Source organism: Arthrobacter sp. StoSoilB20, from assembly GCF_019977295.1.
GTDB classification, from domain to species: domain Bacteria; phylum Actinomycetota; class Actinomycetes; order Actinomycetales; family Micrococcaceae; genus Arthrobacter; species Arthrobacter nicotinovorans_A.
In genome coordinates, this window is the sequence record NZ_AP024651.1 from 1,446,482 (window position 1) to 1,458,944 (window position 12,463).

The 12,463-nt window shown below is 63.0% G+C and carries 14 protein-coding genes; 9 read left to right on the forward strand and 5 right to left on the reverse strand.

Going from position 1 to position 12,463, the window contains the following annotated elements:
• Nucleotides 1-46 precede the first annotated feature (46 nt).
• The 3 genes from LDN85_RS06640 to LDN85_RS06650 are packed head-to-tail and all read left to right on the forward strand — an operon-like array spanning nt 47 to nt 3,201.
• On the forward strand, nt 47-1,327 hold the full coding sequence (locus LDN85_RS06640) for an AI-2E family transporter (RefSeq protein ID WP_223944938.1): 1,281 nt from the start codon (nt 47-49) through the stop codon (nt 1,325-1,327).
• Between the two features lie 3 nt (nt 1,328-1,330).
• On the forward strand, nt 1,331-2,569 hold the full coding sequence (gene ilvA, locus LDN85_RS06645) for a threonine ammonia-lyase (RefSeq protein WP_026542826.1): 1,239 nt from the start codon (nt 1,331-1,333) through the stop codon (nt 2,567-2,569).
• A gap of 14 nt (nt 2,570-2,583) precedes the next feature.
• Nucleotides 2,584-3,201, forward strand: coding sequence for a rhomboid family intramembrane serine protease (locus tag LDN85_RS06650; protein ID WP_026547488.1), 618 nt, complete (start codon nt 2,584-2,586; stop codon nt 3,199-3,201).
• A 141-nt stretch (nt 3,202-3,342) separates the two neighbouring features.
• Here the strand turns inward: LDN85_RS06650 and greA are convergent, their stop codons facing one another.
• The gene (greA, locus tag LDN85_RS06655) at nt 3,343-3,837 is read right to left on the reverse strand and encodes a transcription elongation factor GreA (protein WP_026542824.1); all 495 of its coding nucleotides are present in this window, start codon (nt 3,835-3,837) and stop codon (nt 3,343-3,345) included.
• Between the two features lie 151 nt (nt 3,838-3,988).
• On the reverse strand, nt 3,989-4,447 hold the full coding sequence (locus LDN85_RS06660) for a DUF4307 domain-containing protein (RefSeq protein ID WP_091550810.1): 459 nt from the start codon (nt 4,445-4,447) through the stop codon (nt 3,989-3,991).
• Between the two features lie 74 nt (nt 4,448-4,521).
• On the opposite strand from LDN85_RS06660, the gene mca reads away from it, so the two are divergent.
• Nucleotides 4,522-5,427, forward strand: a complete 906-nt coding sequence (gene mca / locus LDN85_RS06665) for a mycothiol conjugate amidase Mca (protein ID WP_223944939.1) — start codon at nt 4,522-4,524, stop codon at nt 5,425-5,427.
• A gap of 106 nt (nt 5,428-5,533) precedes the next feature.
• Nucleotides 5,534-5,854, forward strand: coding sequence for a hypothetical protein (locus LDN85_RS06670; protein ID WP_091551153.1), 321 nt, complete (start codon nt 5,534-5,536; stop codon nt 5,852-5,854).
• Between the two features lie 195 nt (nt 5,855-6,049).
• On the opposite strand, the gene LDN85_RS06675 is transcribed toward LDN85_RS06670, so the two are convergent.
• Nucleotides 6,050-6,691: a hemolysin III family protein gene (locus tag LDN85_RS06675; RefSeq protein ID WP_091550809.1), complete on the reverse strand. Its 642-nt coding sequence runs from the start codon at nt 6,689-6,691 to the stop codon at nt 6,050-6,052.
• 107 nt (nt 6,692-6,798) lie between these two features.
• On the opposite strand from LDN85_RS06675, the gene LDN85_RS06680 reads away from it, so the two are divergent.
• Both LDN85_RS06680 and LDN85_RS06685 read left to right on the forward strand, forming a co-directional pair.
• Nucleotides 6,799-7,605, forward strand: coding sequence for an isoprenyl transferase (locus LDN85_RS06680; protein WP_051420836.1), 807 nt, complete (start codon nt 6,799-6,801; stop codon nt 7,603-7,605).
• A 237-nt stretch (nt 7,606-7,842) separates the two neighbouring features.
• Nucleotides 7,843-9,237 carry a PhoH family protein gene (locus tag LDN85_RS06685; RefSeq protein ID WP_223944940.1) on the forward strand — a complete coding sequence of 465 codons (1,395 nt, stop codon included), beginning with the start codon at nt 7,843-7,845 and terminating at the stop codon, nt 9,235-9,237.
• 166 nt (nt 9,238-9,403) lie between these two features.
• Here the strand turns inward: LDN85_RS06685 and LDN85_RS06690 are convergent, their stop codons facing one another.
• Nucleotides 9,404-10,048, reverse strand: a complete 645-nt coding sequence (locus LDN85_RS06690) for a GNAT family protein (RefSeq protein WP_026542817.1) — start codon at nt 10,046-10,048, stop codon at nt 9,404-9,406.
• A 408-nt stretch (nt 10,049-10,456) separates the two neighbouring features.
• Nucleotides 10,457-11,218, reverse strand: a complete 762-nt coding sequence (locus LDN85_RS06695; protein ID WP_223944941.1) for a hypothetical protein — start codon at nt 11,216-11,218, stop codon at nt 10,457-10,459.
• A 61-nt stretch (nt 11,219-11,279) separates the two neighbouring features.
• On the opposite strand from LDN85_RS06695, the gene LDN85_RS06700 reads away from it, so the two are divergent.
• Together LDN85_RS06700 and LDN85_RS06705 are read left to right on the forward strand one after the other, a co-directional pair.
• The gene (locus tag LDN85_RS06700; protein WP_091550802.1) at nt 11,280-11,831 is read left to right on the forward strand and encodes an A24 family peptidase; all 552 of its coding nucleotides are present in this window, start codon (nt 11,280-11,282) and stop codon (nt 11,829-11,831) included.
• 154 nt (nt 11,832-11,985) lie between these two features.
• Complete coding sequence (locus tag LDN85_RS06705) at nt 11,986-12,462, forward strand: NUDIX domain-containing protein (RefSeq protein ID WP_026542814.1); 477 nt, start codon at nt 11,986-11,988, stop codon at nt 12,460-12,462.
• Nucleotide 12,463 lies beyond the last annotated feature (1 nt).

Sequence of the window (12,463 nt, forward strand, 5' to 3'; positions counted from 1 at the left end):
CGCGGGCCGGTTTCCCATACGGCGTGGGCTACGGAATTATGGGTTCATGACGCCAACACCGGACGCCAAATCCCGCTCTGACCGACAAATTGCCGAAGACATCCCTTACGGGGTGCGAATTGCTGCTGCGTGGTCGTGGCGGGCGGGGCTGATCCTGCTCATGATCGGCGCGCTGGTATGGCTGCTCGGGAAGGTCAGCTTCCTCATCATCCCGGTCATGGTGGCCGCCTTGCTGGCAGGACTGCTCTATCCGGTAGTGGCCTGGCTCCGCAGCCGCAGTCTGCCCAATGGGGCTGCAGTGGCCATCACGGTAGTGGGTTTCATCGGCGTCATCGCCGGAGCCCTGGCCCTGGTGGGGAGGCAACTGGTGTCCGGGTTTGGGGAGCTCTGGCAGGAAGCACTCGCTGGAATCCAGCAGATCCAGACGTGGCTGGCCGATGGCCCGCTCCACCTGACAGCGGACCAGATTGACCAGTACATTGCCGATGGCGCGAACGCTCTCCAGAACAACAGCAGCAGTATCCTGAGCGGCGCCCTCTCCTTTGGCAGTACGGCGGGGCACTTTGCCGCAGGCCTGGTCCTGGCACTGTTCATCCTGATTTTCTTCCTGCTCGAAGGCAGCCGGATCTGGGGCTTCCTGGTGCGGCTCCTGCCCAAGTCCGCGCGCCGGGCCACCGACGGTGCCGGGCGCCGCGGTTGGACCTCCATGGTCAGCTACGTGCGCATCCAGATGTTCGTGGCCTTCGTCGATGCTGTCGGCATCGGTGTTGGTGCGGCCATCATCCAGGTCCCGCTGGCACTTCCGCTGGCTGTCCTGGTATTCATCGGCTCCTTCATTCCGGTAGTTGGCGCCCTGGTGACAGGAGCGATCGCCGTCTTGCTGGCGTTGGTTGCCAATGGACCCATCAACGCCCTGATCATGCTGGCCATTGTGTTGCTGGTCCAGCAGCTCGAAAGCCACATCCTGCAACCACTGGTGATGGGCAAGGCTGTGGCCCTGCACCCGGTGGCCGTGATCCTTTCCGTGGCTGCGGGCTCCTACCTGGCAGGCATCCCGGGTGCACTGTTCGCGGTCCCGTTGCTCGCCGTAGTAAATACGGCCGTTCGATACATTGCCGGCCGGACGTGGGAACATGATGAAGGATTGGGTGGCACGGAGCTTCAGCCGGCAACTGCTTCTGCGGGGACGGATGGAGACGCCAACTTCAAGGAGGTCCGCCTCCCCAAGCCCGAGTCACGCCTTGGTAAAGGCATCGCAGGAAAGAACAAGGCTGCAGGGAGCACCTCTGTTGAGGGCCCGGCCGCCGACACCACCAAAGGAGAATAGTCAGTGAATACCCTCGAAACCCTGCCCGTCACGCTGGACGATGTCCTCAAGGCGCAGGAGTTGCTCGAGGGCATTATTACCAAGACTCCGGTGGAGTCGTCCCGTGCCCTTGGCAGCCTCGTGGGCGGCAACGTCTTTTTCAAGTGCGAGAACCTGCAGCGCGCAGGCTCCTTTAAAGTCCGCGGCGCCTACGTGCGCATGGCCCGGCTGACCGAGGACGAAAAGAAGCGCGGCGTCGTTGCAGCCTCGGCAGGCAACCACGCCCAAGGCGTTGCGGTGGCCGCAAAGAGCCTGGGAATCAACGCCCGCATCTACATGCCGCTCGGCGTGGCACTGCCCAAGCTGGCGGCCACCCGCAGCCACGGTGCAGAAGTTGTCCTGCATGGCCACAACGTTGACGAAGCCCTGGCTGAAGCGCAGCGCTACGCCAATGAGACCGGTGCAGTGTTCGTACACCCCTTTGACAACGTGGACGTCGTTGCGGGCCAAGGAACCATCGGCCTGGAAATCCTGGACCAGATCCCCAACGTGGACACCATCCTCATGGGCGTCGGCGGCGGTGGACTCCTGGCCGGCGTGGCGGTGGCCATCAAAGCAAGGGCCAAAGAGCTCGGACGTGAAATCCGCGTGATCGGCGTCCAGGCGGAGAATGCAGCCGCCTACCCGCCGTCACTGGCCGCTGATGCGTTGGTTCCGCTCAAAAAGGTCACCACCATGGCTGACGGCATCGCCGTGGGCCGCCCGGGACAGTTGCCCTTCAGCATCATCCGTGAGTTGGTGGACGATGTTGTCACCGTCAGCGAAGACTCCCTGGCGCGGGCGCTGATCTTCCTCCTGGAGCGGGCCAAGATGGTGGTTGAGCCTGCTGGTGCGGTGGGAGTAGCCGCACTCATGGATGGCAAGATCGAAAACCCGGGGAACACCGCCGTCGTGCTTTCGGGCGGCAACATCGATCCCATGCTCATGCTCAAAGTCATCCAGCGTGGCCTGTCAGCCGCAGGACGATTCATGACGGTGCGCATGATGCTCGACGACCGCCCTGGTTCCCTGGCCACAATCGCCCGCATCATTGCCGAAAACGACGCCAACGTCACAGGCCTGGACCACACCCGTCTGGGCGGTTCCATCAGCATGGGCGACGTCTCCATCACCATCAACCTGGAAACCAAGGGCCACGAACACGGCGAACAGGTTCTCGGCGCACTGCGGGCCGAGGGCTTCCAGCCGATTGTGGTGCACTGACGGGAGGAGCGCCCATGGTGCTGGGAATGCCAGAAGGATCCAAGGAAGCAGACCGGGAGTCGCTGGCCGGCCGGGCGAAGAGTGGTCTTCTTGTCATGGGTGGATTCGTGATCCTGCTCTATGTCATCGAGATGGTCAACACCCTGATGCGCCACGGCCTGAACTACACCTTTGGCTTGCGTTCACGCTCCATGGACGGTGTGCTGGACATCCTGACGTTCCCGCTCCTGCATGCGAACTTCAACCACCTGCTCTCCAACACGCTGCCACTGATCATCTTCGGGTTCCTGGTTTTCCTGTCCGGGGTCCGGGTGTTCATCACGGCACTGGCCTTCAGCTGGCTGGGCTCGGGCCTTGCAGTGTGGCTCATTGGAGGCGGGGGAGTGACCGTCGGAGCGTCCGGGCTGGTGTTCGGATTCTTCGCATTCCTGCTGGTGCGCGGATTCTTCAACCGGAGCTGGTGGCAAATCCTGCTTTCAGTGGTGCTGTTCATGGCTTACGGCAGCATTCTTTTCGGCGTGCTGCCCACCGTGATGGGCTTCGTCTCCTGGCAGGCGCATCTGGGCGGTGCTGTTGGCGGGATCATCGCTGCTGTCCTGCTGCGACCCAAATCCAAGGCCGTGGATCTCTAACCCGTAGGTCCCGGATCAGGTCGTTCCCTGCGCAGGGAACGAGCTGGACCGCGACCCAGTCGGGTGACCACACGAAAAACGCCGGCCCGCCCCGCTAAGGGGTGGGCCGGCGTCGTGTATTTCGGGCTTGTGGGCCGGAGCCTAGGCGACGTAAGGCTTGGCGGAGACAATCTCCACCGGGATTTCCTTGCCGTTCGGGGCGACGTAGCTCAGGCTGTCGCCTTCTTTGTGGCCGATGATTGCAGCGCCCAAGGGTGACTTCTCGCTGAAGACGTCCAGATCGGAATCCCCTGCGATCTCGCGGGAACCCAGCAGGAACGTCTCTTCATCCCCGGCGATGCGGGCAACAACCAGCATGCCGGGCTCAACGATTCCGTCATCGGCAGGGGCCTCGCCCACCTGGGCGTCGCGCAGGAGTGCGGTGAGCTGGCGGATGCGGGCCTCGATCTTGCCCTGCTCTTCCTTGGCTGCGTGGTAGCCGCCGTTTTCCTTCAGGTCGCCTTCCTGGCGGGCAGCTTCGATCTTCTGGACGATTTCCGCCCGGCCAGCGCCGGAAAGGTGGTCCAGCTCAGCCTGCAAGCGGTCGAAAGCTTCCTGGGTGAGCCAAGCCGCAGTGGCGCTATTGGTGGTAGACACGGATTTCTCCTCTAGATCTGACAATGCAAAAGACCCCGCCGAGGTGGCCACTTTGGAACTCAGTAACCAACTTAACGGGGTGAAGGTTTCATCCATTGTAGTAAATCCTTTGGACGAACCCAAACCGGTTGAGTCATGGGTCACATGATCGTTATTTCCCGCTGTCGGTGATCCAGCAGTTGTCCACCACTCCAGAGACGGCCGGCGACTCGGTACGCAGGACCGTGCGCTGGACGGTGGTGCTGCCGCCGTCGGGGTCGTCCTGGGGATCGTTGGGACCGACCTCCACAACCTTCCAGCCCACTACGGCGAACTTGGAATCCAAGGCCTTGATGGCGCATTTGGCGGTGGCTCCGGGGTATTTGGTGACCTGGTAATCCACCTCTGCCTGGGTGCCGTCCACGGTGCTGTAGCCGATGTCCTTGAACGTGACCGGGGCCTGCGCGGAGCCGGTTGCGACGTAGCCTGCGAACCCAATCCCGATGACCAGGGCGCCGATGATGATGTTCCGCTTGGTTTTGCGGGTCATGGCGCGCTTTTGACCGCCGTAGCGATTGGCTAGGCTGGTGCTTGCCGGTACTTGGGTGGCCGATAGGTCCTCTGAAGTCACCCGTCCAGTTTAGTGCCGATCCCGGCGCCCCATCACCGCCCACACAGCTTGATCCACGAAAGAGGAGCCGTCACGTGACAGCGTCCAGCAGTTCCGACCAGCAGCTGCGGCTGCTCGCCGTCCACGCCCACCCGGATGATGAGTCCAGCAAGGGCGCAGCGACCATGGCAATGTACGCCGCTGCGGGAGTGGATGTGATGGTCGCTACGTGCACTGATGGCTCACGTGGTGACATCCAAAATCCGGCCATGGAGGATGCGCCCCATCCAAAACGGGATATGGCCGGCGCCCGGCGGCTCGAAATGGCCAATGCAGCTGCTGTCCTTGGAATCCAGCAAAGGTGGCTCGGCTTTGTAGACTCGGGCCTGCCGGAGGGCGATCCGCTTCCGCCCCTGCCGCCGGGGTGCTTCGCGCTCCAGCCGCTCGAACGCGCCACGGCGCCCCTGGTCCGGCTGGTCCGCAGTTTCAAGCCGCACGTGATCTTGAGCTACGACGAAAACGGCGGATACCCGCACCCGGACCACATCATGGCGCACAAGGTTGCCGTGGAAGCGTTCGATGCCGCCGGCGATCCGGACCGCTACCCGGGCATGGGAGAGCCGTGGGCTCCGACCAAGCTCTATTACGACCGGGCGTTCAGTCCTGAACGATTCCGTGCGCTGCACTTCGCGTTGGAAGAGGCGGGGCTGCAGTCCCCGTACGCCGAACGGCTTGCTGCGTGGTTGGAGGCCGACGCCGAGGGCCACACGCCCGTTCCTCCCGGACACCAGACCACCACACAGGTTGATTGCGGTGATTTCTTCGAAGCGCGCGACGACGCACTCCGGGCCCACCGTACCCAGATCGATCCCCTGGGCTTCTTCTTCGCAGTTTCGCCGGATCTGCAGAGGACGGCGTGGCCATGGGAGGACTACACCTTGGTCAAGTCCACGGTGCCATCCGAGCTGCCGGAGAAGGACCTGTTCGCAGGGATAAGATAAGAACTCCGGCAGTTTCTATCGTCCGTAGAAATTGCTGCCGGGCCACCCAGTTTCCGGCTACCTGCCGCTCGTCGGCAATGCATCAGCTCCCATAGAAGGTTTGAACGTGCAGCACTTGATTCTCGCCCTGACCGTTACCCCGTCGCCCAACCCCTCGGGCACGCTGCGGCCCGGCCTGTCCGAGGACCAGGTGACGCCCGGTACATGGGGCTTCGTCCTCACGGCCTTCATCGTCATCCTGACCACGTTCCTGATTGTGGACATGGTCCGCCGCATCCGGCGCGTCCGTTACCGGGCCCAGGTGGAGGAAGCCCGGCTGGCCGCTGAGTCAGGGAGCGACGCGGAGACAGGGAACGCCGCGCCGACAGGGAACGCCGCGGCGCCCACAGCAGATGAGAATGGCGATGCCGCGCCCGGGGCGCGCTGAGCTACCTGGCTGCAACCGGTGCTAATGAGCGGTGAAGGCGGCTCGCCCGTCTGAAGACCCGACGTCGGTGGGTTCAGCACCGCGCCGAAGTTCCCGCCGTCGCGGGTTCTTCAGTGGTGTGCCTCAGGCCGCTGCAGCCGCTGACATGCCCGTTTGCTTGCCGGCGATGGCCTCGGGCATCTGAAAGAGCGCGAACTAGCTCAGCACAGCCATCATGATGGCGATGAAATGGGCAGCGAAGGCCAGTACGGTGAAGGCGTGGAAGAGTTCGTGGAAGCCGAAGTGCTTGAGGCTGAAATTGGGCTTCTTGATGGCGTAAAACACCGCGCCGGCGATGTACAGGGCGCCGCCCACGCAGATCAGGATCGCCGCGGCCGCGTTGGCGCTGAAGAACTGCGGCAAGTAGAACAACGCCCCGCAGCCCAAGGCGATGTAGACGGGAACATACAGCCATCGGGGAGCATGCGTCCATAGAACCCGGAACAGCACCCCCACGATGGCGCCGGACCACACGAGCCACAACAGGGTGACGGCCTCGGAGCGTTCCAGCAACGACCAGGCCAGCGGAGTGTAACTGCCGGCAATGACCAGCATGATGTTGGTGTGGTCCAGCCGTTTGAGGACCATACGGACCTTGGGGGACCAGTTTCCCCGGTGGTACACCGCACTGACACCGAACAGCAGGAAGCCTGTTAACGCGTAGATGGCGGAGGTGATCTTGCGGTCCGCCGTGGGTGCCACCGACACCAGGACAATGCCCGCAGCGAGGGCAAAAGGAGCCGCGACAGCATGGATCCAGCCGCGCCAAAGGGGCTTGGTTTCAACGAGCTCAGCCATGGTTAAACAATAACTTACGTTCCGGTAAGTTACCGCAGGGTAACAAGTGCGGGGTTGTTTTTGACCGCCTGCTGCACCGGCTGCCCAGCTGGGGAAGGTAGCCTAGGATGTGCGTCGTCGTCGTACAAGCAAGGAAGTCAGGTGAGAGTCCGGTGGAGCTGCCCGGTTTCCTTTATGGCTTCTATGAGCGCAAACTCCTCAGATCCCTGAAGCAGGACCAGATCCCGGGACACATTGGTGTCATGGTGGATGGCAACCGCCGCTGGGCGCGCCAGTTCAACGCACCCACCAGCCAGGGGCACCAGGCCGGTGCGGACAAAATCCACGAATTCCTCGGGTGGTGCCAGGAGCTCGGCGTCAAAGTAGTGACGCTCTACATGCTCTCCACTGACAACATGAACCGCTCCGGTGAGGAACTTGACCTCCTCATGGGAATCATCGCCAACACCATGGACCGCCTGGACGAAGACGAGGACGTCTCCGTCCACGCCATGGGTGCTCCTGAACTCCTGCCGGACTACCTCGCCGAACGGCTCAACAAACTCACGGCCCGCACGCCGGTCCACGAGAAGATCCATGTCAACGTCGCCGTCGGCTACGGCGGCCGCCGCGAAATCGTCGACGCCGTCCGGGAACTGCTGCACGACGCCGCTGCCAAAGGCCGGACCATGACGGAAGTGGCAGATGAACTTTCGGTGGACGACATATCCCGTTTCCTCTACACGCGGGGACAGCCAGACCCCGACCTGGTCATCCGTACCTCCGGCGAGCAGCGGCTCTCCGGCTTCCTGATGTGGCAAAGCGCTTACAGCGAGTTCTATTTCTGCGAGGCGTTGTGGCCCGCGTTCCGCAAGGTAGATTTCCTGCGGGCGCTTAGGGACTATGCCGGACGTCAGCGCCGCTACGGAACCTAGAGGCGGCAGGTTCACCAAAAATTAACGCCCCCGACATGCGACTTGCCGGGCGCGGGTTGCGGAAATGAATGTGTCCGGGATTACGTTAATCACATCAGCAGGCAAAACCGCCCGCTGATCGGGGAGGCCAATACATGGAGCGGAACATCGCACCAGTTACATGGGAGGCCACGCCCGGCCTTCCGGCCGAGCCGCTTCACCATTAGGCCGGGCGAACTGCCCGGGGCTGGAGTCGATGTGGCTATTTCTGAGCAACTGCCCGCAATGGTTTCCGACGGGGAAAGTGCAGCTACCTCTCGCGCCAAGCGCGTCCCTCAAACAGCGCGGACCAAAAAATCCGCCACAGGCCGCAGCTACGTCATCGATACGTCCGTCCTGTTGTCCGATCCGCACGCGTTGCTGCGATTCGCTGAACACGAAGTCATAGTCCCCATCGTGGTCATCAGCGAACTCGAAGGAAAACGCCACGATCCAGAACTCGGGTACTTCGCCCGCAAAGCACTCCGGCTCCTGGACGATCTGAGGATCGAACACGGAGGACTGGACCGATCCATCCCCCTCGGCACGGACGGTGGAATGCTGCGGGTGGAAATGAACCACATTTCCCCGGACGTGTTGCCGGCCGGTTTCCGTGGAGGCGACAACGACAGCCGCATCCTGGCCGTAGCCAAGAATTTGGCGAACGAGGGCGACAACGTCACTGTGGTGTCCAAAGACCTCCCCATGCGTGTCAAAGCCTCTGCCATGGGACTGCAAGCCGACGAGTACCGCAACGAACTCGTCAAAGACTCCGGCTGGACCGGGATGGCCGAGGTTGAGGCCAACGACGACGAAATCACCACGCTCTATGGCCACGAGCCGGTTTTCATTCCAGCTGCCGCCGAACTCCCGGTCAATACCGGCCTGGTCCTTCTGTCCAACCGCGGATCCGCACTGGGCAGGGTCGGGGCGGACAAGCAGGTTCGCCTGGTCAAAGGCGATCGTGATGTCTTTGGCCTCCACGGACGTTCCGCCGAGCAACGGCTGGCCATCGACATGCTCATGGACCCAGCCGTGGGGATCGTCTCCATCGGCGGACGTGCAGGCACAGGCAAGTCCGCGCTGGCCCTATGTGCCGGCCTGGAAGCTGTCCTGGAGCGCCGTGAGCACCGCAAAGTTGTAGTGTTCCGGCCCCTGTACGCAGTGGGCGGCCAGGAACTTGGCTACCTGCCCGGATCCGAGTCCGAAAAAATGACCCCTTGGGCCCAGGCCGTGTTCGACACCCTGGGAGCCTTGGTGAGCCAGGAAGTGGTCGAGGAAGTCATGGACCGGGGCATGCTTGAAGTCCTGCCCCTGACCCACATCCGTGGGCGCTCCCTGCACGACGCCTTCGTCATCGTCGACGAAGCACAATCCCTCGAGAAAAACGTCCTCCTCACCGTCATGAGCCGCATCGGACAAAACTCAAAGATCGTCCTCACCCACGATGTCGCCCAGCGCGACAACCTCCGGGTTGGGCGCCATGACGGTGTGGCCGCTGTTGTCGAGACGCTCAAGGGCCACCCCTTGTTCGGTCACATCACGCTGACCCGTTCGGAACGGTCGCCGATTGCTGCGCTGGTGACGGAGTTGCTCGAAGGGGCTGAAATCTAGGTTCATTTCCGCACCGTGGTCACCACCGCGCGGCAACGGACTCCCGCCGTCGCTTAGACACAACGCAAAAGGACCCCGAAGGTCGCTGGGCGACCTTCGGGGTCCGATGCGTCGCGATGCGCTCCTTCGCGGGAGACCGAAGCCACGCTGTCGCCGCGGGTGCCCGTTAGAGCTTGAGGTAGGTTTTCAGCGCTTCGTGGCCTTGGACTTTGAGGGTCCAGTCCGGGCGTTTGAAAGTGGTGGGAGTGAGCCGGACTTTTTGGACTTCCTGGGCTGTGTCTCCCCAGCCCTCCCGGGAGATGCCGTTCAGCTCGTAGCCGAGGCTGGTGGAGACGCCCAAGGACTTCTGGTTCCAGCGGGCGGCCTCGGATTCGGCCACTTCGGCGTTCAGGTAGTCGAAGGCATAACTCACGACGGCGGCCCGCATCTCCTTGCCAAAGCCCTTGCCTTGTGCGGACTGCTTGAGCCAAGAGCCGGTGCTGACGGTTTTCAGCGTTGAGAAGTTCTTGGCGCCGATGTCCTGGACGCCGAGGAACTCATCCTCGTTCCAGACCGCGAGCAGAAGGGTCCAGGATTCCTGGGTGAAGTTAGCGCGGCAGCGCCAGTACCACTGGGCCATATTGGGAGCGAGTTCATCGTCCGGAAGATCGGTCCACGGGGTGCTGAACGGGCTCTTGCCGGGCTCGTGGACGCCGGAACGGGCCGCGGCGACGGCGGCCGGGATGTCGTCGTCGAGGACTGGACGGATGCTCAGCCTCGGGGTGGTGAGGACGAGTCCGAACGGGGGCCAAATGTCTGCCAGCGATGTCATCGCCGTAGCTTAGCCCGGCAGGAGGAACCACGCGAGTCACGCCCGGGGAGGCTCATTCCAGCCTGTCCTGTCCCGTGATGCCCGCCGAGGGGTTGGATCTCGGGGCTTTGGTGGCTTCGATAGTGCCGGGAGCTCGCCGCTCGGCGGCGGGGGTGTTCCGTCACGTTCGCCGAGGGGTTGGATCTCGGGGTTTGGTGGCTGCGATACTGCCGGGAGCTCGCCCCTCGGCGGCGGGGGTGTTCCGTCACGTTCGCCGAGGGGTTGGATCTCGGGGTTTGGTGGCTCCGATAGTGCCGGGAGCTCGCCCCTCGGCGGCTGGGGTGTTCCGTCACGTTCGCCGAGGGGTTGGATCTCGGGACTTTGGCGACGTCGATACTGCCGGGAGCTCGCCCCTCGGCGGCGGGGGTGTCATGCTGCGGGGCCTATGTCCCAAGGGATGTGGCGTCGGACGTCGGTGAGGTTCATGGACTCGGCCAGGAACAGGTCGTCCAACATGTACTCGTCCACCGCAAGGATCTTCAGCCAGTGGCCCTTTCCCGAGGTGTCTCCATCCAGGCTCTGGCTGGCCACACAGACGCCGGTACCGGCGTCGATCCTGATCAACGTCCTCCCGGGGTGGGCCAGGGGTTCAGAGGGGTCAGAGGGAACGTAGGTCCGGCTCGGCGTGACGATGGATTCCAAAGCCAGGCGGCCCTCATGGTAAACCTCCCGCGGTTGCTCAAGGAAGACCGGGTTGGTGTCGGGGAACTCCAGGGGAACCGGAGCGTTGCCGGCCAGTTCCACGGGATCCAGTGCTGCCGCGAGGCGGCCGTTGCCGAACGAGGGCTCCCCGTAGGCAGCCTCCGGTCGGCGGCGGACCAAGCCGGCGTCGTCGTAAACGGGCGTCACCAGATGGGCTGGAAGCAACCATGAGCGGCGTGTTGAGGAGACGTACAGATCATCCCGGGAGTCGTTGATGCCCGTGGTGCTGTGCAGCAATTGGCCGTCCGGAGTTTCCATGCGAAGAGCGCCTGGCCGCCTCAGCCATGCGCGGACCATGTTGGAGCCCGTCCCGGGCCTTTCCAGGTACTCGAAGCGGAGGCTCGTCCATTTCCACGGCGAAGAACGGCAAAGATTCCGAAATGTGGAGGAGAGGTCGAAACCCGGTCCTCCTGCACTGTAGCTCCCCATATCCACAGTTTACGCAGCCCTTCAAGCGGGCCCGGCGGCCAAAGCGGGATAGCATCCGAGAGTGATCCGACGACTCTCCGACCTCTGGGATGCCAGCCCGCTGGGCTTCTGGCTGGTGATGGCCGCCTGCTTGTACTTCGTGGTGATGGCTGTCCGGCTCACGGTAATCGATGTGCGGAGCCACCTGTTGCCCAACCGCATCGTTTTCCCTTCCTACGCCGTGGCCGGGGTGTTGCTGCTGGCGGCATCCCTCGTGTCGTTCTTGGACGGCGGAAGCAAGGGCCAGCAGCTTTCAGCCACGCTGTTCGCTGTACCGGGACTCCGGCTCCTCGCGGGAGGCGCTGTGCTGTGGCTTTTCTATTTCGTGCTGCGTCTCATCCACCCACCCGGCATGGGCTTTGGCGACGTCAAGCTGGCGGGTGTGTTGGGGCTCTACCTGGGCTACCTGGGGTGGAGCCACGTGTTTGCAGGGACGTTCGCCGCTTTCATTCTGGGTGGGCTGTGGAGCCTCGTGATTTTGGTCTCACGCCGCGGCACCTTGCGTTCGGCCATCCCCTTCGGCCCTTTCATGTTGGCCGGAGCGGCGGCTGCGATGGTGGTCCTGCCCTCTTGAAAATTCCAAAGAAAGGGAACTGCGGCCAAACTGCAACCCACCCCGTATTTTCGCGTTCACCGGGCTGCGGCATGCTTGGGCCAGCAGGTGTTTAAGCTACATGCTCGCCCTGAAGAACTCACACGCGACCATCGAAGTGAAGGAAAGCTGACACATGGGTGCACCGGAATTCGTCCTGAAACTGCGGGAAAAGATCGGTAACGATCCCCTTTGGCTTCCGGCAGTAAGGGGAGTGGTGTTCGACGACGACGGCAGGGTGCTGCTGGGCCAACGCGCCGACAACGGCCACTGGGCCTTGATCACCGGAATGCTGGAGCCGGGTGAGCACCCGGCTCCCGGGTTGGTCCGGGAAATCTTCGAGGAAACGGCAGTCGTGGCCGAAACTGAACGGATCATCGGCGTCGGGGTTGTAGGCCCGGTGACCTTTCCCAACGGCGACGTATGTGACTTCCTGGACATCACGTTCCGTTGCCGGTACGTCTCCGGGGAAGCCCGCGTGAATGATGATGAATCACTGGACGTGGGATGGTTCGCGCTGGATGAGCTTCCGGAGATGAGCGCTGGAAACCTCGAAGCAATCAGGCTTGCCACGGAGCCCGAAGGCCCCGTGGCATACCAAGTGGAGGACTGAT